Genomic DNA, 24031 nt, shown 5'->3' on the forward strand with positions numbered 1-24031 from the left:
GGCGTTTGCTTTTTTCTCACTGAATAGAGGTTTAGGACGATGACCAAGGGCAGGCTCGATATTCTTCTTGACGGTCTCGGCATCAAGCTTGTGCCCGTCCATCGTCGGCGCGCTCCGGCGCAAAGTCATGCGCGGGGCACCATGCAGGAAATCCGTGGGCAATATGGCGACGGACATCTCGTCTTCGTTCTGCGCTGCATTCGCCAGACCGGCAACAACCGGGATGAGCTGTGGTCGGATACGATCGGCGCGGTCTCCGACATTCTGGTGCAGCGGCAGGATTGGGCACTGCAACGGCCTGGCGACGTGCTGACCGCTTTCGACGATGTTGCGCTCGCCAGCCTGCGCGCCGACGCGGTGGCAAGGCGGCCTTGGCCGGTGCGTGCAACCCTTCGGACCCTGATCTATCGCGAACTGGAGAAACGCCTCGATGTCCACCAACGTCTTGCAGGTTGACGATCTCTCGGAACGGGCGGCTGCAATCGCGGATATCAGCCTGATCGTCCGCGCTCGTTTCGTCGAGGCGGCCGACACGATGGTCCATCTCGACGTGCGCGGCGTGCGTCCGGATCGGATGCGAACTCTTTGGCCGGATGTTCTGCCGGAACCAGCGGATCATGGCGACATCCGTATTCGCTACCGTCCGAGTGCCGCCGCCATCAGCCGTGCCGAGGAAGTGTTGCAGGGTTGGCTGCTGACCCATGTCAAGGATCAGGAACGCCGCGTTCTGCTCTCCCGATGGTCCGTCTGCCTTGCAGCTCCCCATGTCGCCGGCTCTTTCCGCGATTTCTGCGCCAGAACGGGCCGGGTGAGGCGAACGGCGGAACGGCGAATTCAAGCGGAATTTCAGACTCTGGCCGGTGTGTTGCCGATTGCCATGCCAGCGCTTCAGGAGCCGGATTGGTCCCGCATATCGCCGATGATGCCGAATTCGCCCGGTGCATTTGAACGGACGAAAGCGCCCGTTACGAGGCATGAATCCTATTGGCTGCCAGAGGATGCAAGGCCGGTCTTCGACGCGGCCAGTCCGGAACTGACCGCATTGGCGAAGCGGTTGGAACGGGAAAACAGGCGCCGGGCAAAGATGAAGGCCTGATCCACTGGAAATCCTGGTCCGAACCCAGGCTTTTCTTCAAGATCGATCAGTGCCGCCGCGAGCCGGCTCCAGCGCAAACACCGCGCCCGGCCTTTCACGTTCAGCCGCGTCACCGAAATCCGCGACGGAATATTCCACCAATAGCCGCAGCCGCGAGTGCGGCAGATGGGCACGCCATGGATCGCCGATCAGAACCTTAATACCCTGTTGCAGGCAGCGATCGAGAAACGCCGTGACCCGTGCGGCGAGGTCGGCGTCATAGAAGAGATCGCCGACGCAGATAATATCGGTAAGGGGAGGCGCGCTGCCCGTTATGTCGGCAAGGACGGGTAGAATCGTCGCGCCGTTGATGGCGGCGTTCAGATCGATGGCGGCGATGGCGTAGGGATCCACGTCGGCGGCCACCACCTCCATCGCTCCCGCCTTTGCTGCGGCAATGCCGACAATGCCTGATCCGGCGCCCAAATCGAGTACGCGCTGGCCAACGACGGTCTCCGGTCGATCCAGAAGATAGCGTGCCAGAGCCAATCCTCCACCCCAGTAATGCGCCCAGTAGGGCGAGCCGAAGTCAGGGTCCTGTTCGGCGAGCCGTCGCAATCCGCTTTGCGGTCCGGCCTTGTGCAGTCGAATCTCCGGAATGGATGGAACGGCTTGCACGGGAAGGTTGGCGGCGATGAAGCCGCGGATGGTACTTGCTGGATCAGCGGGCCGGGTCTCCGCGGCACGTCGCAACGCCATCAGACGTTCGGTGGCATACGCGCAGCAAGCGTCGAGCATTTTTGAGCTCGACAGTCCCATTTGCTCTATCGCGATGTTGTGAAGCCGGTGCGCCATCGCATCTTTCGTCGCTTCCTCCAGCGTCAGTATCGCGTGGATCTCTGCAGCGTAGCTGTCATATTCATTGCGGGCGTCTGCTATTGCGCGGATGCCGATCGGGTCCCATTCATGCAGAAGAATCGCTCGGATCTGTGCGAGATATCGATTGAGATGATGTCGATCTTGCTTTGAGGGCATTTGCCTGCCTGGAAGTGGGGTCGCAACAAGGCGCTGGAGTGGTATTCAACCTTGATCGTCGGACTCGAGATATCGATATTATCATGAAATTTCAAATGCTTATTTGGTCATTCCATCAAGGTTCTACAATCCTTGCGGGTCCCACAACGATCAAGGGTGTCGCCAAGGGCGCCGTTTTGGGGTATTGATTTTGGCATGATGAGAACAGTTGCAGCGACGCACTGTTGACCGCAAGCGGTTTGTTTTCCGCCACCTGTTTCCTTTCAACGTTCCATCGGAAATTCCAAAGCATGTCCACTGCCGACAAGCCTGTCGCGCCGCGCAAGCCACGTGCCCGCCGGCGCAAGACCGCGTCCGTGGGTGATACCCCGCTCGACTATATGCTGAAAGTCATGCGTGACGATGAGGCGGACCAGAAGAGGCGGGATGAGATGGCGAAGATCGCCGCATCCTATGTCCACCAGAAGCCGAGCGAGCGCCAGGGGAGCGGCGCCAAAGCCGGCCACAGTTTCACGATCGACTTGAGCAACGCCACGGATGAACAGCTTGCGACACTCGAATCCCTCTTCGGCCCGCTTGCCGGAGCCGTCAGCGATGATGGCGGCGATCCGCGCGGAGAAAGCGAAGCGGAAGGCTGAGGCCGAACGGGCGGAGACCGTACGCCGGATCGCCGACGAGGCGGAGAAAATTCGGCAGCGTTGCCAGTCACTTGCCGGCTTCGTTCGCGAGGCCTGGCATGTGGTCGAGCCCGCCGTCGATTATGTGCATGGCTGGCATATCGATGCCATCTGCCGACATCTCGAGGCGGTGACATCCGGCGACATCACACGGCTATTGATCAATGTCCCGCCCGGAACGATGAAGTCGCTGCTTTGCGGCGTCTTCTGGCCGGCCTGGGAATGGGGACCGAAGAACAGGCCGGAACTGCGCTACCTCGGCTCCTCTTATTCGGAGCATTACGCCAAGCGTGACAACAGGCGAATGCGGGATCTCGTCGCTTCCGAATGGTATCAGACACTCTGGGGCGACCAGGTGAGATTGACGCGCGCGGGGGAAATGGCTTTCTCCAACACGCGCATGGGCTTTCGCCAGGGCGTGCCGTTTTCGAGACTGACCGGCGGGCGCGGTGATCGGGTGATCATCGACGATCCGCATTCGGTCGACGGCGCGGAATCCGAAGCCGAGCGCGCATCAACCGTGCGCACATTTCGGGAATCCGTGCCGACGCGGCTCAACGATCCTCAACATTCGGCAATCGTCGTCGTGATGCAGCGCCTGCATGAAGCCGATGTTTCCGGCACGATCCTCACGCTCGGGCTTGGCTACGAACACCTCATGCTGCCGATGGAATTCGAGCCGGAGCGCCGCTGCTGCACATCGATCGGCTTTGTCGACCCAAGGATGGACGAGGGCGAGCTGCTTTTTCCCGAGCGCTTCCCTCGAACGGTGGTGGAGCGGGACAAGGTGCCGCTCGGCTCCTATGCCGTCGCCGGCCAGTTTCAACAGCGCCCATCGCCGCGTTCCGGCGGCCTGTTCCAGCGCGGTGATTTCGAGATCGTCGATGCCGTGCCGGCGGCGGCCAAACGTTGCCGCGCCTGGGATTTCGCCGCCTCCAAGGCGCGCCCTGGCCGCCAGCCGGACTGGACGGTCGGGCTTCGTATGGCCGAAGTCGGCGGCATTTTCTATGTCGAGACGATCGCTCGCGGGCGCTGGTCGCCGGCGGAGGTCGAGCGCAACCTCAAGAATATGGCAACCCAGGACGGACCGATGGTGACGATCCGCATGCCGCAGGATCCGGGCGCGGCTGGTAAGGCCGACGCCGGGACGAAGATCAAGCTGCTTGCCGGCTTCCCGATAAAGGTCCTGCCGATTACCGGCGACAAAGCGACGCGTGCCAAGCCGGCTTCGGCACAGGCGGAGGCCGGAAATATCCGGTTGCTGCGCGGCGATTGGAACGAGGCATTTCTCGATGAAATCTGTGCGTTTCCGAATGCGCAGTTCGACGATCAGGTGGACGCCTTTGCCGATGCGCTGAATGAGCTCGCATTGGGCTCTTCCTTCAGTTTCAAGAACTTCTAGAGCCTTTCGAGGCGTCTCTCTTCAAAAATATGCCAAAGGATACTCCATGGGACATGTACTCTCGATGGTTCGCGATGGGCTGGTGAGCCTTGCGTCTCGCATGGGGACGGAACGCGACAAGGCCGCGTCGGTATTCTATGCCCAGCCGATCCTGACCGACGAACAGCTCGTCGCCGCCTATCGCAGCTCGTGGCTGCCGCGCAAGATCGTCGATATCCCGGCACTGGACAGCTGCCGCAAATGGCGCAACTGGCAGGCGGAAGGCGATCAGATCGGCTTGATCGAGGCGGAAGAGCGGCGGCTGAATCTGCGCGGCAAGGTGCTGGAGGCTGCCAAGAAAGCGCGGCTTTTCGGCGGCGCGGCGCTGTTTATCGGTTCCGGCGATGCCGATCCATTACGGCCGCTCGATGTCGAGAGCATCGGCAAAGGCGGGTTGAAACATCTGACGGTCCTGACGCGTCGCCAACTTGCCGCCGGAGAGCTTGAGCGAGATCCGACCTCGGAATGGTATGGTTGCCCGAAACTCTACACGCTGACCGGTGCCAATGGCGCACAAGTCGCCATCCATCCGTCGCGGCTGGTTATTTTCAATGGTGCCATGGTGCCGGAGGCGGATGCAGGCGGGCTGCTGGGGCAGGGCGGTCATGGTTGGGGAGAAAGTGTGCTTACGGCGACCTTCGACGCCATCAAGAACGCCGATAGCACAGCCGCCAACATTGCCAGCCTCATCTTCGAGGCGAAGATCGATATTATCAAGGTGCCGCAATTCTCGGCCAATATCGGCAACCAGGCCTACGAAGACGCCGTACTGCGCCGCTATAGCCTGGCGAACACCATCAAGGGCATCAACGGCACGCTGATCCTCGACGCGGAGGAGGACTATGACAGCAAGAGCGCGTCGCTGTCTGGCCTGACGGATATCCTGATGGCGTTCCTGCAGATCGTCTCAGGGGCGGCCGATATTCCGGTCACGCGACTGCTCGGCCAATCTCCCGCCGGCCTCAATGCGACGGGCAATGCGGACATGAAGAACTATCATGACCGTATCCAGGCGATCCAGGAGCTTGAGTTCACTCCAGCCATGTCCCGGCTCGATGAGTGCCTCATACGCTCGGCTACGGGTGCTCGCGATCCGGATATCTATGCCTCTTGGGCACCGCTGGAGCAGATGAGCGAAAAGGACAAGGCAGAGATATTCAAGACCAAGGCCGAGGCGGCGCGAACTCTGTTCGGTTCATCCTCCGGGCAGGAGATCATTCCGCGCCAGGCGTTGTCTGAAGCACTGGTGAACATGCTCATCGAAGATGGGTCGCTGCCGGGTCTGGAGGCGGCAATCCAGGCGCTGGATGCAGAAACTACGGAGACGGCCCCCGAAGTGGCTTCTACACCCGAACCATCCGTCTCGTCGTAGGGCACCAAGACAGTCTCAACCAAAGTCGATTTCGACCAGGGATATTTCATCATGAACTTCACAGACATTGTCACCGTCGCGGGAACGCGGCGGACCGGCGACGGCTATCTTGTCGCCGATGCCCGGATCGCCCGAACGGGCATCCAGAACTATCTCGGCGCCGAGATCGGCAGGGCGGAGATGCCGACCGTGCGGGTCTATCGTCCCGGTGCGGAGGTCTTCTCTGAGGATACCTTGAGGAGTGTCGCTCACCGGCCGGTGACAAACGAGCATCCGCCGGAAATGGTCACATCGGAAAACTGGAAGAAATATTCCGTCGGCCAGACCGGCGACGAGATCGCCGGCGAGGGCATCTTCATCCGTGTGCCGCTGATGGTCAGCGACGAGGCGGCCATTCAGGACATCGAGAGCGGCAAGCAGGAGCTGTCCGCCGGCTATGTCTGCGATCTCGATTTCACGGCCGGCGTAACGCCTGCGGGCGAGGCCTACGACGCCATCCAGAAGAACATTCGCATCAATCATATCGCCATCGTGCGCCGTGGCCGTGCGGGATCGAAAGTCTGCATCGGCGATGTGGCAGCACCGTGGGGCTGCGCTCCTCTCGCAGCCCCACGTTCCAATTCCGATTACCACGAGAACAAGGAAGGGATGATGCCCACAAAGACAATTGCGGTTGACGGCATCGGGGGCGAAGCCAGCGATCAGGTCTCGGAGCTTGTCGCGGCCCTGCAGAGACAGCTCGCGGATGCCAAGGCCCAGATCGTGGCGGCCGATGCCGCCTATCAAAAGGCAATCGCCGTCCGCGATGCCGAACTGGATGCCGTCAAGGCGAGCCTCGTGGGTGATGCCGAGATCGATCGCCGGGCCGAGATGCGCGCCGAGCTTATCGGGCTCGCCAGGGCAATCGTCGGCGATATGAAGACCACGGGCCTATCGGATGCGGCGATCCGCAAGGCGGTCGTCATCGCCAAGATCGGGGAAGGCGCTGTCGAAGGCAGATCCGAAGCCTACATCGACGCGCGCTTTGACATGCTGGCCGAAGCCGTCCGCGAACCTCCGGATCTTTTCGCCGCCGCTGTCAAGGACGGCATCACCACGCCGCAGGCGTCGATGTCGGCGGCTTTCAGCGCCTATGCCGCCATGGTGCGCGACCTGCAGTCCGCGCATCTGCCTGCCAATCCCGTTTAACCAGGTCAACGAAAAGGAGACGCTTCAATGGCGACTTATCAGACCACCTATGGAAACGCTCCTCAGAAGGGCCTGCACGGGCAGATCGCTTCCGAGGAAAAATCCAACAAGATCAGCCGCACGGTGGAAAGTGCCGCCGGCATCAAGTTCGGCCAGCCGGTCCAGCGCGGTCTCGCCGATCATGGCGTGGCACCCTATGCCGCCGGCGGCAAGTTTCTCGGCATCGCCGTGCTGACGCCGACGGTGCTGCCCGGCGCGACGCAGGTGGACGGCTATGCGCAGTTCGTCACCGGCGCCTTCCTGACCTCCGGCCAGATGTATGTACGGGCGGGCAGCGCGGTCGCTGACGGCGACGCCGTCTACTACAACCCGACCACCAACGCCTACGTCAACGCCGCCGGCACCGGCATCGTCGGTCCCATTCCCGATTGTTTCTTCGACACGAGCGGCGGCAACGGCGACATCGTCGAAATCTCGCTCAAGCACAGGAGCGCCTAATCCATGAACCAGTTCGTTCGACAGCATTTCGCCGATGCCCAGGCGGCCTATTCCTTCGTCATCGCGCAGGGCCGCAATATCGAGACGCGCATCTACCAGCGCCGCTATCCGACCTTCAACTATGGCCTCCATGTGCCTGTTGTCACCGAGGGCAATGAATGGGCCGCCGGCACGACTTTCTTTACCGTCGACAGCGCGGGCGAGGCGAAGTTCCTTTCCGGCGCCGGTACGGACATGCCGTTCAACCAGTCGACCCGCGACAGCGCCAGCCATGATTTCGCGATGGTCGGCTCGGGTTGGGAGTGGAATCTGGAGGAGGTCAACCAGGCCGCGCTCTACAATCTCGATCTCAATGCCTCCAACGCTATTTTCGCCGCCGATAAGATCGAGCGCCTGCTGAATTCCGTCGCCATGGTCGGTTCTACGGAAAAGGGCTGGACCGGTTTCGTCAACGATCCGAACGTGTCGCGTGTCGATGTTGCCGCTGATGGCGCCGGCTCCTCGACGTTCTGGTCGGCCAAAACAGCCGATCAGATCCTGCGGGATGTCAACGATCTTATCGGCGGCGTGCGTGAGAGCACCGGCGAAGTCGAGTGGATCGACAGCCTGCGCCTGCCGCCGGAAGCCTTCCGCCTGATCGCCACCAAGCGTCTTGCCGATGGCGACGGCTACATCACCGTGCTGGAATTCCTGCGGCGCGGCAATGTCTACACGGCCGAGACCGGCCAGCCGCTGGACATCCAGCCGCTGCGCGAGCTTGCGACAGCTTCGCAGGATGGCGGTGGCCGCATGGTGGTCTATCGCCGCGATCCGGAAGTGCTGCGCTTCCATCTGCCGATGCCGCGCCGGGTGCTGCAGCCGCGCCAGAAGTCGATCATGAGCTTCGAGACCGGCATCATCGCCCGCACCGGCGGCACGGAAGTGCGCCTGCCGGCGGCCATGGCCTATGGCGACGAGATCACTGCCGCGGCGTGACGATCGTCTTCCTCCCTCCGTTCCGGCGGAGGGAGGAGCATCCCCTTTTCGCTGATCGACGGGAACTCTCATGTCCGCAGCTTTCTACGGCACGCTCGATGCCGCCGACATCTATTTTGCCGATCGGGGCAATGCCGCCTGGGCCGCGGCCGGCGATGATGACCGCCAGGCGGCGCTGGTGCGCGGATCGCAGGCTCTCGACGGCCTTTACGAGCCGCGCTTTCCCGGTCTTCGCGCCGGCGGATACGATCAGGCGCTGTCCTGGCCGCGCAAGGCAGCCGTCACGGCCAATGGCGAGGCGATCCCCGATGATATCGTGCCGCTGCCGGTGACCTATGCCGCCTATGAGGCGGCGGCCGTCGAGCTTGCCGAGCCGGGCAGCCTGACGCCAGTGATCGTTGCCGCCCGGACCGTCAAGCGCGAGCAGGTCGGGCCGCTGGAGATGGAATATGCGGTTGCCGGCTCGGGTGCCGACATGATTGCGGCCGCACGGCCGGTGCTGACCGTGCTGGACGGCCTTCTCTATCCCTTCCTGCGTCCGGTCCTGCCGGGCATTCTGGTGGTGTGATGGCAGCTTTCGACTATGACAGAACGCGGATGACGGCCGAGCGGCTGATCGCGACATTCGGCCAGAAGGGCAGCCTGCGGCGCATCGTCAATGCCGGCCCCGACTACGATCCGGTTCAGACGAGCGAGGCGTTTGCCTGTTCGCTCGTCGATCTCGATCATAACGAGGCGCATGTCGCCGATGCGCTCATCCAGCGTGGGGATCGCATGGTCTATCTCTCGACCGAGGGACTATCGATCACGCCAACGCTGGCCGACCGGCTTGTGATCGGCGACATCGAGCATGCGATTGTCGATATCCGGCCGCTATCGCCGGGCGGGACGATCGTGTTTTGGCAGTTGCAGGTGCGGCGATGACGGCGCTGGCGCGCTTCAGGGCGGTCCTGACGCTCTGGTTGCTGGTTCGCTCGATCCTGCTGCTCAACCGGCTTTCGGCAAGGAGAGATGGCGTGGCGCATGCCGCGCGCCGCAGCCCGAAATCGACGATCCGCGCCCGCTATGGCGGCCGAACCTTCCTGAATTTCGAACCGCGTGCGTCCCCGACGGAAGACCCTCGGCGGTCGCGCGGCATTCCATAGGGGCATTCGACATGGCGTCTTCCAATTTCTCCGCCGAGATCGCCGCCTGGGCCGAGCGGACCAAGAAGCGCATGGAGGAGGTGGTGAACCTCTCCGCGCAGCGGCTGGCCGAGGCGATCGTCGAGGCAACGCCGGCTTCCGGCGAGCTTGCCAACTCCTTCCAGATCTCCGCCTCGCCGCTGCAAAGCGGGGACGCCGGGCGATCTGATGGTCAGCCGGTCAATCTGGCCGGCCTCGGCGTGCCGCTGGGCGGCATGATCTACATGGGCTTTACCGCGCCTGAGGCTGCCGAAGTCGAGTATGGCAAGGATGGCCGGGCGGGGCAGGGCATGGTGCGGCTCGCCGCGCAGCAATGGCCCGATATCGTCGAGCGCGCCGTGCGCGACACGACGGCCTGATCCTTCGAAATCTCAACAGTCTAGACAAGGTGACGCATGGCGACGGCAACGGACGCTCTCATTCTGGCTGCGCTGCTGGATCATCTGGCCGCGCTCGAATTCCAGCCGGTATTGCCGGTGGCGCAGCCGGGGATTGCCTTTCCGCCGGCGGGGCAAGAAAAGCCGGATCATTATCTGGCTGTCAGCTTCCTGCCCAATCGGACGCGACAGGTGACGCTCGGCGACGATCCGCAGCAGAAGCGCGGGCTCCTGCAGGTTTCCGTCTATTGGAAGGCCGGCGGCGGGCTGATCAAGCCGCTCGATGCCGCCGGCCTGGTGATCGACCATTTCAACAACAAGACGCTGTTTGCCTCTGGCGTGAAGATCACGATCAGCGGCGAGCCGTGGGCCGCAGGCCCGATCCAAGAGGATGACCGCGTGCAGATACCGGTCACCATTCCCTACACCGCCTTTGAACCGGAGACATGATCCATGGCGAATAAAAGCACGAAAAAGGGCTCCAAGGTCTACGTATGCGAGACCGCCCAGAATAGCGACCTGACGGCCAGCGCCTATGCCGCGCTGACCTGGGTGCAGGTCGGCAAGGTCGGCAATATCGGCGATTTTGGCTCCGATTCCACCATCAACAACTACAACACGCTCGACGAGCCGGTGCAGCAGAAGCAGAAGGGCGTCTCCAATGCCGGCGACCCGGAGCTTGAAGTCGCCTCCATCGCCGACGATCCCGGCCAGGACATCCTGCGCGTCTTCGGCGATCCCCTGAACATCAACAACATGGCGATCAAGGTCGAGCGCAACGACGCGCCGCAGGGCAAGACCAACACGATCTTCTATTCGCGCGGCGTCGTTTCCGGCCCGCTCTATCCCGGCGGCGGCTCCGACGATTTCGATCTGGAGAAGTTCAAGATCGGCCTCAACCAGCTGCCGATCCGCATCGATCCCGTCACCACGCCGTAAGCGCGATCTTTCGGAACCTTGCGCGCGTCGCTCTCCTGCGGCGCGCGGCCACTCGAATATGTCCCAACCGATAAGGTGTTTCCTTGGATATCTCCAGTCTCGTCAATTCCGAAGATCTCTTCGAGCTGCAGCTCCTGCATCCGGCCACCGAGGAGCCGCTCGGCATCTCCTTCATGGTCCGCTCGGCCGAGAGCAACGAGGTGAAGAAGATCGTTCGCCAGCATAGCGACCGCTTCCTCGCCAGCCGCAAGAAGAAGCTGACGACCAGCAAGGTCGAGGCCGAATATCTCGACAAGGCCGCCGCCGCCATCGCTTCCTGGAACTGGGGCGAGCAGCAGTGGAAGGGCGAGCAGCCGGTGCTCTCCTTCGAGAAGGCTCGCGAAGTCGTCGAGGACGCCGGCTGGATCTACGATCAGGTGGCCGGCGCCTCGGAGGACCGCGCAAATTTTATGAAGAGCTTGCCGAAGGGCTTTCAGAAGCCGTAAGGATCGTCGCACGCTACGATTGCGTGCGCGATACTAACGGCGAGACCCGGCGCGAACGCAACGAGGCCTTCGAGCTTATCAGCCCGGAGGCCGAGGTGCCAGAGGCCGGCCATGCGCTCTGGGACTGGTTCTGGGATCTGCGTTCAGCGCAGGCCCCCGGCTTTTCCGGTCCGGCGCCGCTTTCCCACCTGGAAATGCTGGCCTGGCTGCACCTGACCGGCAATCTCCTGCGCCGCGAGGACATCGCCGTGCTGAAGGCGATGGACGGGCGCTATTGCCAGGCGGTGGAGGAGGAGACGGAGGCGATCAGGGCGCGGGAGGCGGGGTAAGGGGCGCGCACCGGATTGAGGGCGACGTAGCGGAGCGCTGCTGCCAGATGTTCTTCATCCATGGCGACACAACCGAAGCGGCCCTGCCAGAAATGGCCGGTCCGGCGCAGCCTCGCATGGATGTGGCCGGCATAGGTGCGATGAACGCGAGATAGTGCGCGGCGAATACCGTCAGCATCCGTCGGAACGAGGATGAGGTGAACATGATTGGGCATCAACACCCAGTCCCAGACTTCTACGCCGGCGGCACGACAATGATGGGCCAGGAGATCGCGATAGAGCGCATAGTCATCATCGCAGAAGAAGGTTTGCGCCCGCCCGTTGCCGCGTTGGGTCACGTGATGTGGAATATCAGGGATGATGATACGAGCAAGACGGGCCATCGATTGCGTTGGTCAGATCTGAAAGCTTATTGAGTGCACTGTCACCGTAATTCCTTATGGATTTTTAGGGTGCGTAAAGTCGATATAGTTCTTTTGTGCGGTCTGCAGGTCGTGGTTTACGGTTGAAATATTCCATACGCATCCCTCGATATCCTCCTTCCGGCCGGGTTTGTTTTCGCTCTCGATAAACTTTTCAAGTCTGTTGACTCGTTGTGCCGCCATTTCCGGTGACAAGCCGATTTGCTGAAAAGCCTTCTCGGCATACGTCCGAATTGCGTTGTAATATGTCGTGCCAAGCACATCTCGGCATTGATAAGCAATCACGAAACTCACGTTCACATCATCGATGACTTTACCGGTCAGCTGAAGACGCTTGTGCTCGTCGTCGGCTAAAACTTGCGTGAAGATTGTGCACGCGAAGAATGCAGTCAGAAGTAGTTGAGGCTTCATTGTCGCTACCGCTCTTATTAACGCTGTGTCTCTAACCAGTCCGCGTTCGTTTTGCCGTCAATCATTACGTAGAGACGGTCCGCTCTGGAGGTGTCTTCATTGTCAGTTGGATATTGACATCTGGAGGTGCCGCGAATTGGTGTGCCATAAGCGTTAGGAGCATCGTAAGTTATAAGAACCTCAAACATCAGAGGTTTTACCCGGCCTTGGTCAAAATCCTTCATCCTGGCTCCCTGGATGAGCGGCCCATATTCGTCTCCCGCCAAATAGCGTTTATAGTCGGCGCGGTTGAGAGGCTCGTTGGATTCTTTGATTTCGACCCGCTTGTATCCTGCTGGCGCTAAAAGTCTCAGTTTCAAAACCTCTTCGCACACGGTCACCAATTTCGATTCAGAAGAGCTACAGCCGCCAATGGCTGGCAGCAAAAGAGCCACGCTGACCAATCTCCACAATCTAATCACGAAATCCCCCATTCAAAGCGCAGGGTTGTATTTCGCATGTTTTGAAAAGGTATGCCAGTGACAGATATTGCAAATTCTGCCGGCTTGATAGCCTTTGGCTATTGCACTTTTTAGGTGTCAATCAAAGTATTAGCGATCACCACGAATGTCTAACATGGCATTAAGAGCAGCGTCGAGCTTGCGATCTCTGTCGCTAAGTGCGTCCGTACATTCTTTTTCTGTAACGCCAGGATTCTTATAGTCTCGATTTTTCTGCAGTAGCGTTTCCCAAGAGCCAATCGTTTCGCGCACCAAGCCAGCATCCGAGCTTAGTCTAGCCATTACCGCTTCGACCTTTTGGCGCACCTTTAGGTAGGTATCAATGCCAGCGACATTCCGGCAAATATAGGCTGTGGTTAGGCTGGAGTAGGTGGCGTTGTTGACCTGAATCGCTAAATTATGGATCTCTTCGCGATAATCCGCATGAGCGTTGCCGCTTATTACACATGCAAAAGTTGCTAAAATTATTCGGCGCATGATGCCCTCATAGGTTGATCTAGGCAATCTTAGAGGGAAAAGGTCGTTCGCGCAAGAAACGCGATAATGCAGCTCTGAATTTTAAACGCTTACTTGTTTCTCTCGCATAGCGACCGCTGAAACAATGACAAACAGCCGTTGTGCCGTTTGCTTTGGCCTGAAACGCTGCCTCTCACGTCTGATTCTCGAAAGGAGTACCGGTGCAAGATATTACAAAATTGGGAATTCAGATTTCGACCTCGGGTGTCGATGCTGCTACTACGAGCTTGGATGATTTCAGCTCAGCAGCGACGCGGACGCAAAAAGCAGCTGGCGCTACTTCCCGAGCGTTTGATGTCGTAAGTGCGCGGGCAAATATCACGAGTGGCGCTATCGGAAAGGCAAATGCGCAAGTTTTAAATCTCACTGACAGCTATGGTGCCGCCGCAAGTAATTCCGGTAAAGCAAAAAGCCTTTTAGTTGCTATGAATGCTGACGCGAGCGCAATCACATCATCTGTTCAATCAGTTGACAATAAAGCACAAAATGGTGGCACGACATCCGACAACCGAGGCGGAAGCACATTAACGCAAAGTCGAGCTGTGAACGCCATTGCTCAGCCAGGTTTTAAGTTTAGCGAGCCGCCGCAGATTGATTGGAAGGATGTTGGTCTGGGCGTGGCCGCTTTTCTGCTTATACAAGGAGGGGGGCGAATTAAGGATCTCAGGGGTGAGGCGGCAGCGGCAGTAGGAAATGGAGTGAATTATATCCGTCCTTCTGCAGTCAGAGAAAGGGCGGAAGGAAGCCTTGATGCTCAAGACGCGGACGCCCGGTATCTAGCAGACCATTTCGGTGATGAGATCCCAGCTGCAAAAGAATACGCGGCTCAAACCAAGCAGGCGAAAGACATTAGTGATCTTGTTACTAAAGTATCTGCTGTCTTGAAGGTAAATCGGGAATCAATTGTCGACACAATAAGAAATATCAATGCTGACAATGAGAATATGGCGGTAAGGCTTGATTATGCCGCCGTACATGCAGACTCCAACCTACATGCCCTGGGAGTCGCTCGTGCGAAGTTTCAGACAAATGCCGATAATGGTAAACTGACGATAGAAGATATCCAGACGGTAGTTGATCTTGCCAAGAAAGCATATGCGGAAAGCGGTGATCAAGAACTTGGTCAAATGGCGTCGTCGTTGAGCGAAGCTCGTGGGCCGCTGATAAGGACGGTCAGTCTAATACAGAATTACGGAGAACAAGCGCAGCGTGCTTATGAGAAGCGTCTTTCGGGCTTGCCTGAGACGGCGCAAGCGGCGGGCAAAGCAGTGACCACGCAGCAAACTTCTATTGAAAACAACGCGGCGAAAACGCAGAGCGACCTTCAGAATTTGTCGACGGCGGCAGCATATGTGCCAGTCGGCAACGGCAAGGCGAAGTCTCTCGTGGATGCCAGTTCGAATAAGGTCATACGGGCTCAGAAAGACGCGGTGGATGGTCTTACGAAGTCCTCACAAACTTACACCGAACAGACCAAACTTGGCAGCCAGGCCTCTACCCAATCCGCTGTCGCGACGGACAATGTGAAATCGAAGGTTGTCACGCTGAAGCAAAGTCAGGACGAGCTTCAGAAAAGCTGTGCAGTGCAGTTGGCGCAAATGCCGCAATTGACCAAGGCGGCCAACGACCAGGCTGATGCCTATCGGCGTGTTGCCGACGCGCAGGCGCTGCAGAAGCTCGCGGGCGATATCCAGTTCCAGCAGGATCAAATGGGCCGCTCGACCGTCGACCAGACTGTTGCTTCGACACAGAAGCAATATGGTCTGCCGGTCGACATGAATTCGGCCTCTGCCAATATCATCCGCTACAATGAACAGCTGAAATATGCCCGCGAGCTTGCCGGCGATTTTGCCTCGACGCTGGTCAGCGGCTTGCGCAATGGCGAGGGCCTTTGGAAATCCTTGGGGAAGGCGGCGATTTCCGTGCTCACCAAGATTTCCGACCGGTTGCTGAACGATGTGCTCAACAGCCTGTTCAAGGTCAACAGCGCCGGTAGTGGGTTGTTTGGTGGCCTCTTCGGTGGAGGCGGGCTGGATCTCGGCATTTTGGCGCGGTCGCCGCAGGCGGCGAGCGTTATCGCGAGCGGCGCCAACGGCTTGTTCGCCGATGGCGGCTATACAGGCCCCGGCGGCAAGCACGAGCCGGCCGGCATCGTTCACGCCGGCGAGGTCGTCTGGAGCCAGAAGGATATCGCCCGGGCGGGCGGCGTCGGCATCGTTGAGGCGATGCGGCTTGGTCGGCGTGGTTATGCCGATGGCGGCGTGGTCGGCGAGGGCGGGCCGCAACTGGTGCGGGCGCCGGATGTTGCCGTTCCCGTCCGTCGCCTCAGGGCCGATAACCAGAACGATGCCTCCGGCTCCGCTTCCGGCGTGCATGTCACGGTCGGCGTTTCCGTCGATGAGGACGGCAATCTCAAGGCCTATGTGAAGAATGTCGCGCAATCGGAAGCGCAGAGTTCGACGCGGCAGGGGCTGAATGATTTCAATCAGCAGCTTCCCGATCGCGTCGCGCAGATCAACCGCAATCCCCGGAGGCGCTGATGGCCGTTTCCTATCCCTACAGCCTGCCGGCCTTTGCCGATCTCCTGAAGATCTCCAGCATCGTCTGGGACATTCAGCGCAATGACGAGCTTTCCGGCTCCGGCGATGGCCGGGTCTGGCAGGCGGAGCTGGCGCCGCCGCTCTGGACCGGCACGGTGACGCTCTCCGACATGTACAATGCGGAGGCGAAACAGATCGCCGCCCGCATCCGCAAACTACACGGCGCCCAGGAGGCGCTTTTTCTTTATGATCCGCTGTCGAAATATCCACAGGCCGACCCCGACGGGACGAAGCTCGGGAGCGCGAGCGTCAGCATCGCCGCGCTCGGAGCCGACAACGCTTCGCTCAGCCTCACGGGCCTGCCGGCGGGGTATCGGCTGACTGTCGGCGACAAGATGCAGATCGGCTATGGCGGCCGCTATGCCTTTCTCGAAGTCTCGGAAACGGTGACGGCATCGGGGGCGGGCACGACGCCGGTCTTCGGCGTCTTCCCGCATCTGCCGGCCGGCTTTGCCGCCGGTCTCGGCGTAATCCTGCTGCTGCCGGCCTGCAAATGCCTGGTCATGCCGGGCAGCCACAATCCCGGCACCGCGAGCGGCCCCATCACCTCCGGCGCCACCTTCAAGATCATCCAGAAGAAATAGACGATGAAGAACATCACCTCCGCCTTCCTCGCGGCGCTGACCGGCGCGCGCGACAAGGGGCTCGTGCCCCGCCGCTTCGTCTGGATCACCGGCAAAGATATCGCCTCCGGCGCACCGGCCTCGATCGGTCTGTGGACCGGCGATGACGATATCAATATCACCGTCACCTCTGGGGTGACCGGACTGCCGGAGGCAAGAGCCTATTATGGCGGCCTCAATCTGCAGGTAAGCCCGATCCCGCGCACCGCCGACCTGACGATCCAGACTGTGACGATCACCATCGGCCAGATCGCGCCGGTGGCGCAGCAGCTTGTCCGCGGTTACGATCTGCGGCTGGCGCCGGTGGAGATCCACGACATGGCGTTCGATACCGCGACGCGTCAGCCGAGCGCGGCCCCCGAGATCGCCTTTCTCGGCATCGTCGACGGCGCGCCGATCAAGACGCCTTCGGTGGGACAGGACGGCGATGTCGAGATATCGGCGATTTCGGCGGCCATCGCCATGCTGGAGCGCACCAATCCGGCCAAATCCTCCTATGAAGGCCAGAAGCGTCGCAGCGGCGACGAGTTCGGCCTTTATTCCAGCACCGTCGCCAACTGGCAAATTCCATGGGGGCAGAAGGGATGAGCGAACTCGTCAGGGTCAAGAACTGGCGCGCCTGTTTCGTCGCCGAGATCGACCGGCTGAAGCGCACGCCCTTTGCCTGGGGCAGCCATGATTGCGGGCCGGGCCTTGCCGGCAATCTGGTGCTGGCCATCACCGGCGTCGATTGCGCCGACCAGTTTCGCGGCGAATATTCGACCGCCGCCGGCGCGCTGAAGACGATGAAGGCGGCCGGCTTCGACAATCTCGCCGATCTCGTCGCCACCATGCTGCCGGAGATCCACCCGAGCCAGGCCCATATCGGCGATATCGCCGCCATCCCGCACGACGGCCCCTTCGGCTATGCGCTCGGCGTCGTCAATGGCGAACGCATCTTCGTGTTGCGCGAAACCGGTCTCGGCACGGTCGATCTGCTCGACGCCGCACGCGCCTTCAAGGTCGGTTGATACGGCGATACGCCGCCAAGCTCCATTATCCCAGGCCGGTGACATGTCGGCGCGGCCTCGACCGCGGCGACCCTTTCCCATGCGCCAATCGAGGTCGCCCGATCCATGAAATATCTCATCCTGCTCCTGAACGTCCTCGGCTTCTGGCTGATGGCGGATGCCGCGCACGCCGAACCGATCAGCTTGGCGATCAGCGCGATTTCAGGCTTCCTCACCTCGATCGGCGCCATCGGCAAGCTGGTGCTGACCGTTGCCCTGAATGTCGGTCTGTCCCTGATTGAAAAGGCATTGGCAAAGAAGGAGCAGCCCCGGCAGGCTGGCACCAAGCTCGAGATCAGCATGGGCGACGATCACCCCATGTCCTTCGTCATGGGCAGTTATGCCACCGCCGGCCGGCGCAAATATGCCGGCACATGGGGCGAGGACGGCAAGACGCCGAATGCCTATTTCACCGACGTCATCGAGATCGGCAGCCTGCCGAACCACGCCGGCGAGCGCGGTCTCACCAGCGTCTGGATCGACGATCAGGAAGTCGGCGTGCTCTGGGAGGAGCCGCATCCGGACGGGCGCGGTTTCCCGGTGGCGCAGTATCGCGTCGGCAGCAAGGACTATCTCTGGATCAGGTTTCTGGATGGCACGCAATCGGCACCCGACGCCTTCCTGACCGCGAAGTTTGGCTCCGAGCCGGACCGGCCGTGGAAATCGACCATGATCGGCCTCGGCTGCCAGATCGTCATCCTCACCGCCCGGTACAACACCGATCTCTTCTCCGGCGTCCCCGCCGGCCTTTATCAACCGCACCCCGTGCGGCTCTACGATCTCCGCAAGGATTCGTCGGTCGGCGGCAGTGGCGTGCACAGATGGACCGATCCGTCGACATGGGAGGCCTCCAGCAATCCAGCCGTCATGATCTACAATCTGGCGCGTGGCGTCTATTATGGATCGGAATGGGTTTACGGCGGCCAGAACATAGCCGCCTTCTGTCTGCCGGCGGCAAGCTGGATGGCGGCGGCCAATGCCTGCGACGCTCCCGTAACGCTCGACGGCGGCGCCAGCGAGCCCGCCTTCCGTGCCGGCTACGACATCCAGTGCGACCAACAGCCGCTTGACGTGATCTCCGAGCTTCTCAAGGGCTGCAACGGCCGCATGGCCGAGGTCGGCGGCATCTTCAAGATGCTGGTCGGTGCGCCCGGCGGCGCCGTCTATTCCTTCTCCGATGACGATATCATCGTCACCGAAGAGCAGGATTACCAGCCCTTTCCGACGCTCTCCGATACCTATAACGCCATCGAGGCAACCTATCCCGAGCCCACTGAGAAATGGGCGACGAAGGATGCGCCCGGTCGCTATAATACCGATCTGGAGACGGAAGACGGCAACCGCCGCCTGCCGGCACAGATCGAGCTGCCGGCCGTGCCCTTCGCCAACCAGGTGCAGCGCGTCGGCCTGGCGATGATCCAGGACTATCGCCGCTTCCGCGTGCACCAGATCTCGCTGCCGCCGGATGCCTATCCGCTGGAGCCCAACGATGTCGTCTCATGGTCTTCGGCACGCAATGGCTATGCGGAAAAGAAGTTCCTCGTCGTCAAGGTCGAGCCGCAGCCGAATTTCCTTGTTGTCGTTACACTGAAGGAAGTCGATCCGGCAGACTACGATTGGCATAGCGGTCTGCAGCTGCCGACCGCGACAGGATGGATCGGCCCGATCACGCCGCCGTCGCAGCCGATGACGGGTTGGGCTGTCGAGCCCGCGACGGTCAAGGATGCGGGAGGCATCGATCGTCGCCCGGCGATCAAGATCAGCTGCGCGGCGGACATGGACGACGTTGAGCGCGTCTGGGTGCAGGTTCGGCTGAAGGAGACCAGCGATGTCGTATTTGACAGCGACAGCACGCGCTACCAGTCGCCATTCTCGTGGATCATATCCGGCCAATGGATGCTTCCGGACACCGACTATGAGGTGCGCGGGCGATATATTCCGAAGTCGACCCGCGCTACGGACTGGTCCACATGGCTGACGGTCAAGACGCCGAATATCCTGATATCGACGGCAGATGTCTTGGATAACTCCATCACGGCGAACAAGATCGCCGACGCGGCCGTGATCGCTTCCAAGATCATGGACGAGGCTGTCACCAACCTGAAGCTGGCCGACGCCGCTGTCTCGACGGCGAAGCTGCAGGTCTCGGCGGTGACGGCGGAGGTGCTGGCGAACAGCGCCGTGATTTCCTCCAAGCTGGCGGATGGTGCGGTGACGGCGGCAAAGCTTGCCGACGCTATGATCGAAGCGACTAAGTTCGCATCAACCATTAAGCCGGTCGAGATCGTCTCCGCGCTGCCGGCAACCGGCAATGTCGAGGGACGCACGGTCTATCTGACCACGGATGACAAGCTCTATCGCTACACCGGCAGCGCCTGGACGGCGGCTGTCGCTGCGGTCGATGTCAGCGGCACGTTAGTTTCCTCACAGATTGCCGATGGCGCGATTACCAACTCGAAGCTGGCGGCGCTGGCGATCGATGCAACCAAGTTCGCGTCCACCATCAAGCCAGTTGAGATTGTCTCCACGCTACCGACCAGCGACAACGTCGAAGGCCGCACGGTCTATCTGACCACGGACGACAAGCTCTACCGCTACACCGGCAGCGCCTGGACGGCGGCAACGGCGGCGACCGACATTGCGGGGCAGATCGTCGGCACTCAGATTTCCGATGGTGCGATCTCGACGCCCAAGCTTGCGGCGGGTTCCGTCACCGCCAACGCGCTTGCGGCTGGAGCGGTCACCGCCGACAAGATTGCCGCCAACACGATCACGGCCGGCCAAATCGCTGCCGGCGCGATCGGCGCGACTCAGATCGCCGCTAACGCTGTCACGGCGAAGAGCCTTGTCCTGCAGGATTGGGAAAACCTCATTCCTGATAACCAGATGCAGTCTTCTGCATCGTGGCCAGTGTTGACCAATAGTGTCGTAAATCCTGCGACATCTCAGGCTTTCACCTCAAAAGGTGCGATTGACTACGGCTATGTGAGCGGCAGCAGCTATGTGCAAATCCTGCAAAGCCAGCCGTTTGCAATCGTAGCCGGTCAGCCATATCTGGCATCGGTGCAGGCAATCAGAACGTCTGGCACCAAGTTCGGATTGTGGATACGGGTTCATTGGCTGGGTGCAGACGGTAATCTTCTCAGCCCTGATACCTACGTCACAATCTGTTCCTATGGCACGGCTGATGGGGGAACGGCGGACGGGGTTCAGACCTTTACCGCTAACATCACGCCGCCAGCGACGGCTTATGGAGCCGTCATCAAAGGGTACATCCATCGCACCTATACTGACGGCAATGTCTCGATCGGCGGTCTAAGCTGGCTGCGCCGGCAAACCGCATCCCTGATCGTTGACGGCTCTGTCATCGCGTCGAAGATCGCCGCCGACGCGGTGACAGCCACAGCAATCGCAACCGGCGCAGTCACGGCCGATGCCATTGCGGCTAATGCAGTGACCGCCGGCAAGATCGCTGCGAACGCCGTCACGGCGGGTACGATCGCGGCCGGGGCTGTCTCAGCCTCACAGATTGCTGCAGACGCAATCACCTCGGATAAGCTTGCTTCCAATTCCGTCACTACGGATGCTCTGGCGGTCGGCTCCGGCAAGAACCTTCTGCAGAATGCGAGCTTCTCTGCCGGTATGGACTGCTGGACTTATGGATCAAGCGGGACTGTCCCCAGCCTGTCCGTTAGAATTCGGACCACCTCAGAGACCTATGCGGGAAAGAACAACCCCACCTTGATGGTGTTTCAGAACAGCGGCCCGACCTCAGGCAGCTATTATACCGACGTACGCTGGCTGCGCTCGGATGCTGACACGCTGGCTGTCGACAACCTCAAATACGGCGTGTCCTGCACGGCAGGTGAAACGCTGGAGGCGACCGCCTACGTTTCGGCCCATCGTTGCATCGTCGACCTTCGCATCGAGTGGCGCACTTCCGATGGTTCGGTGGTGAGCTATGCCGGCCCTTCATCTAACAGCGCGAACTCATCTAGCTCGACTGACCCTGATACCTGGCCGCGTCTTCGTGTAGCAGGAGTTGCGCCTACCGGGAGTGTGTGCGCGGGCGTCCATATCCGCAAGCGTGACACGAACAGCGGCTCGACGGACAGCTACATGTTTGTAAACAAACCGATGCTGTGCCGCATCCCGGCCGGGGCTACGGAGGCGACGCCCTGGAGCAACGGGGATAGTGTCCTCATCACCGCTGGTGGCATCGTCGCCAGCGCCGTCACCGCCAATGCGATCGCCGCCAATGCAGTGACGGCTGGGAAGATTGCCGCAAATGCCGTCACGGCGGGCACCATTGCGGCTGGCGCTGTGACCGCCGCCACTATCGCTGCCGGCACGATCACCGGCGACAAGCTCGCTGCCAATACCATCGGTGCGGCACAAATCGCGGCCAATTCGATCACCGCCAAGTCGCTCATTCTGACCGACTTCAGCAATATTGTCGATAATGGCTGGTCTCAGGGCGATCTCACGAGCTGGACGGTTACGGGGCAGTTATCCTATGCGAATGATGCGAGTCAGGGGGACGCGTCGGGCTGGATACTCGGCGCGAATGGCGTGTTCTGCGCGGTCTCCCAGTTCTACCCGGTCGTGCCTGGCCAACAATACGCGTTTGAAGTCTGGGTGAAGAATTCTGACGGGACCTACGCCGCCGTCGTCTACGCCTGCACCAAGGGGGCATCCTCTGAAACGATCACGTATACCCAAGCCGCAGCGACCTCGACGATGGGGTCATGGGTATTGCTTCGGGGAAAGGTGACGATACCCAGCGGCCAAACGCGCTGCGCCATGGGTCTCCAGATCGGCCGTCCCTCTACCGGCGGGGCTGGAGCGCTTTGGTCGCGTCCGATGATGCGCAAAGCCATCAATGCCGAGTTGATCGTTGACGGTGCCGTCACCGCCAATGCGATCGCCGCGAATGCCATCAGCGCAGGGATGATACAGGCCGGCGCGATCAGTACCGACAAGCTCGTGGTGGGCGGCGTCGACTACACCCGCATCGCCAAAAATAGCATTGGTCAGCGGCGAACTCAGGGAATTAGCGCCGGCCCATGGGGGGACGGCACGCTGCGCACGATCTATACCTGGTCGATCAATAACGACAATCCGAGCGCAGTTCTGACGGGCTTCACAGTCACCCTCTATACGAACGCCAGCTCAGGCACCGGTCATATGTATCTGATCAACACGACGACTGGTACGCAATTGCTGGACCTGACTGTGAGTGCACCGGGCACGAACACCTATGCCTACAACATGATCATGGAAGATGTCGCGTCGGCCGGCGTGCATAGCTATGCCATTCAGGTCGCGGCTCTGACCACGGTCTCAGGCATCCTCTATCAATCCTGGACACTTAGATAGGAGACCGCGATGTATCGCATCGACACCATGTATGACCCGATGGTCGAGGCGCTGTTGGCGGCCCGATCGGAGGGCAAGACCGAGCGCTGGATGGCCGCCGCAGCCTTCTGGCTCGGCCGGCAGCAGATCTACAACGTCGCGGATTTCTGGCTTGCGCTTGCCGCCAAGATCACTTCCGGCTTAGTCGAAGCCGACAAGGATGCGATCCTCGACCAACTCAGCAACAAGGAAGCAGCCTTGGTCAGCGCGGCCGGCGATTGGCCGGAGACGCCGGAAACCCTGCTCGCCATCGTCGCAGGCTGGTCTCCGGAGCCGATCGCTGTCGATCTCTACGCCTATGCCGCAACGAAGCGCTATGCCGTCGAAACGGGCGGTATCGTCCTCAATGGCATGTCGATTATGACAGATCGTGCCAGCCAGGCGCTGATTACCGGCGCCTATAACTATGTGACGGCCAATCCGGACGTGGCCGTGCAGTTCAAGACGAGCGGCGGCAGCTTCGTCGAGTTGACGGCCGCGCAGATGACGGCTGTCGCCAATGCGGTCGCCGCGCATGTACAGGCGAGTTTCGCGGCTGAAGGCGAGGTTGATCGGCAGACTGTCGCCGGAGCGATTACCAAGGCGGCGGAGATCGACGCCTTCGCGTGGCCGTCGAATTCGTAAGGAGAGCCGTGATGTCCAGCCTCACAGCGTCCCTCAAGAAACAGAACGAGTTTCTGCAAGGCGAGGTCGAGCGCTTCGCCAATGCCGTCGATAGCCTCGCCGCCCAGCTTGCCGAAGCGCAAAATCGGATCAAGGCGCTCGAGGTACCGGGATCGGAAGTGGTTCCGGCCGAACCTGATGTGACCGCCGAAGATAAACCTGCCGCCTTCGCCAGGCCTGCACGTCACCGGCGCTAGACCAGCCGTTCAAACGCACCCGCCATGGGCGGGCTTCTCTTCATCAAGGATCAGAAT

28 protein-coding genes are annotated in these 24031 nt (G+C 60.7%); 23 read left to right on the plus strand and 5 right to left on the minus strand.

Going from position 1 to position 24031, the window contains the following annotated elements; genetic code table 11:
• Positions 1-39 precede the first annotated feature (39 nt).
• On the plus strand, positions 40-456 hold the full coding sequence (locus tag FHX11_RS01185) for a hypothetical protein (protein ID WP_184354224.1): 417 nt from the start codon (positions 40-42) through the stop codon (positions 454-456).
• Entirely contained in the window at positions 431-1096 is a 666-nt protein-coding gene (locus FHX11_RS01190; protein WP_184354226.1) for a DUF6362 family protein, read from the plus strand. The genes FHX11_RS01185 and FHX11_RS01190 overlap by 26 nt, the downstream gene beginning before the upstream one ends.
• A 36-nt stretch (positions 1097-1132) precedes the next feature.
• On the opposite strand, the gene FHX11_RS01195 is transcribed toward FHX11_RS01190, so the two are convergent.
• Positions 1133-1834, minus strand: coding sequence for a 50S ribosomal protein L11 methyltransferase (locus FHX11_RS01195; protein ID WP_184355747.1), 702 nt, complete (start codon positions 1832-1834; stop codon positions 1133-1135).
• 566 nt (positions 1835-2400) lie between these two features.
• On the opposite strand from FHX11_RS01195, the gene FHX11_RS01200 reads away from it, so the two are divergent.
• The 14 genes from FHX11_RS01200 (at position 2401) to FHX11_RS29875 (ending at position 11575) form a co-directional block, all read left to right on the plus strand.
• Complete coding sequence (locus FHX11_RS01200) at positions 2401-2748, plus strand: hypothetical protein (protein WP_184354228.1); 348 nt, start codon at positions 2401-2403, stop codon at positions 2746-2748.
• A complete protein-coding gene (gene terL / locus FHX11_RS01205) occupies positions 2705-4189 on the plus strand; it encodes a phage terminase large subunit (protein ID WP_184354230.1) in 1485 nt (494 codons plus the stop codon). Before FHX11_RS01200 ends, terL begins: the two co-directional genes overlap by 44 nt.
• Positions 4190-4235: 46 nt before the next feature.
• Entirely contained in the window at positions 4236-5600 is a 1365-nt protein-coding gene (locus FHX11_RS01210; protein ID WP_184354232.1) for a phage portal protein, read from the plus strand.
• Between the two features lie 51 nt (positions 5601-5651).
• Positions 5652-6788, plus strand: a complete 1137-nt coding sequence (locus FHX11_RS01215) for a DUF2213 domain-containing protein (protein WP_184354234.1) — start codon at positions 5652-5654, stop codon at positions 6786-6788.
• Positions 6789-6815: 27 nt separating this feature from the next.
• Entirely contained in the window at positions 6816-7286 is a 471-nt protein-coding gene (locus FHX11_RS01220) for a DUF2190 family protein (RefSeq protein WP_184354236.1), read from the plus strand.
• A gap of 3 nt (positions 7287-7289) precedes the next feature.
• The gene (locus FHX11_RS01225; protein WP_184354239.1) at positions 7290-8261 is read left to right on the plus strand and encodes a DUF2184 domain-containing protein; all 972 of its coding nucleotides are present in this window, start codon (positions 7290-7292) and stop codon (positions 8259-8261) included.
• 70 nt (positions 8262-8331) lie between these two features.
• Positions 8332-8829 (plus strand): DnaT-like ssDNA-binding protein, encoded by a 498-nt coding sequence (locus tag FHX11_RS01230; protein ID WP_184354241.1) that lies wholly within the window; start codon positions 8332-8334, stop codon positions 8827-8829.
• On the plus strand, positions 8829-9185 hold the full coding sequence (locus FHX11_RS01235; RefSeq protein ID WP_184354243.1) for a hypothetical protein: 357 nt from the start codon (positions 8829-8831) through the stop codon (positions 9183-9185). Before FHX11_RS01230 ends, FHX11_RS01235 begins: the two co-directional genes overlap by 1 nt.
• Positions 9161-9406: a hypothetical protein gene (locus FHX11_RS01240; RefSeq protein ID WP_246780865.1), complete on the plus strand. Its 246-nt coding sequence runs from the start codon at positions 9161-9163 to the stop codon at positions 9404-9406. Before FHX11_RS01235 ends, FHX11_RS01240 begins: the two co-directional genes overlap by 25 nt.
• A gap of 11 nt (positions 9407-9417) precedes the next feature.
• Positions 9418-9804 (plus strand): HK97 gp10 family phage protein, encoded by a 387-nt coding sequence (locus FHX11_RS01245; protein WP_184354245.1) that lies wholly within the window; start codon positions 9418-9420, stop codon positions 9802-9804.
• 36 nt (positions 9805-9840) lie between these two features.
• On the plus strand, positions 9841-10272 hold the full coding sequence (locus FHX11_RS01250) for a phage tail terminator-like protein (RefSeq protein ID WP_184354247.1): 432 nt from the start codon (positions 9841-9843) through the stop codon (positions 10270-10272).
• Positions 10273-10275: 3 nt separating this feature from the next.
• Positions 10276-10761: a hypothetical protein gene (locus FHX11_RS01255; protein WP_184354249.1), complete on the plus strand. Its 486-nt coding sequence runs from the start codon at positions 10276-10278 to the stop codon at positions 10759-10761.
• Between the two features lie 83 nt (positions 10762-10844).
• Complete coding sequence (locus FHX11_RS01260) at positions 10845-11246, plus strand: hypothetical protein (RefSeq protein WP_184354251.1); 402 nt, start codon at positions 10845-10847, stop codon at positions 11244-11246.
• A 23-nt stretch (positions 11247-11269) separates the two neighbouring features.
• Positions 11270-11575, plus strand: a complete 306-nt coding sequence (locus tag FHX11_RS29875) for a hypothetical protein (protein WP_184354253.1) — start codon at positions 11270-11272, stop codon at positions 11573-11575.
• Here the strand turns inward: FHX11_RS29875 and FHX11_RS01270 are convergent.
• The 4 genes from FHX11_RS01270 to FHX11_RS01285 all read right to left on the minus strand — a co-directional run bounded on the left by FHX11_RS01270 (position 11518) and on the right by FHX11_RS01285 (position 13385).
• Positions 11518-11913: a transposase gene (locus FHX11_RS01270; protein ID WP_348649682.1), complete on the minus strand. Its 396-nt coding sequence runs from the start codon at positions 11911-11913 to the stop codon at positions 11518-11520. The genes FHX11_RS29875 and FHX11_RS01270 overlap by 58 nt on opposite strands.
• Before the next feature lie 99 nt (positions 11914-12012).
• A complete protein-coding gene (locus FHX11_RS01275; protein WP_184354255.1) occupies positions 12013-12408 on the minus strand; it encodes a hypothetical protein in 396 nt (131 codons plus the stop codon).
• Positions 12409-12425: 17 nt separating this feature from the next.
• Positions 12426-12842, minus strand: a complete 417-nt coding sequence (locus tag FHX11_RS01280) for a hypothetical protein (protein ID WP_184354257.1) — start codon at positions 12840-12842, stop codon at positions 12426-12428.
• A 156-nt stretch (positions 12843-12998) separates the two neighbouring features.
• Positions 12999-13385: a hypothetical protein gene (locus FHX11_RS01285; RefSeq protein WP_184354258.1), complete on the minus strand. Its 387-nt coding sequence runs from the start codon at positions 13383-13385 to the stop codon at positions 12999-13001.
• A 200-nt stretch (positions 13386-13585) separates the two neighbouring features.
• Here FHX11_RS01285 and FHX11_RS01290 point away from each other — a divergent pair, with 200 nt between their 5' ends.
• From FHX11_RS01290 to FHX11_RS01320, 7 genes are all read left to right on the plus strand, one after another.
• Positions 13586-15964 (plus strand): hypothetical protein, encoded by a 2379-nt coding sequence (locus FHX11_RS01290; protein ID WP_184354260.1) that lies wholly within the window; start codon positions 13586-13588, stop codon positions 15962-15964.
• Positions 15964-16608, plus strand: coding sequence for a hypothetical protein (locus FHX11_RS01295; protein ID WP_184354262.1), 645 nt, complete (start codon positions 15964-15966; stop codon positions 16606-16608). The genes FHX11_RS01290 and FHX11_RS01295 overlap by 1 nt, the downstream gene beginning before the upstream one ends.
• Positions 16609-16611: 3 nt before the next feature.
• Complete coding sequence (locus FHX11_RS01300) at positions 16612-17235, plus strand: hypothetical protein (protein WP_184354264.1); 624 nt, start codon at positions 16612-16614, stop codon at positions 17233-17235.
• Positions 17232-17657 (plus strand): hypothetical protein, encoded by a 426-nt coding sequence (locus FHX11_RS01305; RefSeq protein WP_184354265.1) that lies wholly within the window; start codon positions 17232-17234, stop codon positions 17655-17657. Before FHX11_RS01300 ends, FHX11_RS01305 begins: the two co-directional genes overlap by 4 nt.
• Before the next feature lie 150 nt (positions 17658-17807).
• Positions 17808-23075: a phage tail protein gene (locus FHX11_RS01310; protein ID WP_246780866.1), complete on the plus strand. Its 5268-nt coding sequence runs from the start codon at positions 17808-17810 to the stop codon at positions 23073-23075.
• 9 nt (positions 23076-23084) lie between these two features.
• Positions 23085-23738, plus strand: coding sequence for a DUF4376 domain-containing protein (locus FHX11_RS01315; protein WP_184354268.1), 654 nt, complete (start codon positions 23085-23087; stop codon positions 23736-23738).
• Positions 23739-23749: 11 nt separating this feature from the next.
• A complete protein-coding gene (locus FHX11_RS01320) occupies positions 23750-23974 on the plus strand; it encodes a hypothetical protein (protein ID WP_184354270.1) in 225 nt (74 codons plus the stop codon).
• The last annotated feature ends 57 nt before the right edge of the window (positions 23975-24031 follow it).

This window comes from Rhizobium sp. BK602, from assembly GCF_014195095.1.
In the GTDB taxonomy this organism is placed as follows: domain Bacteria; phylum Pseudomonadota; class Alphaproteobacteria; order Rhizobiales; family Rhizobiaceae; genus Rhizobium.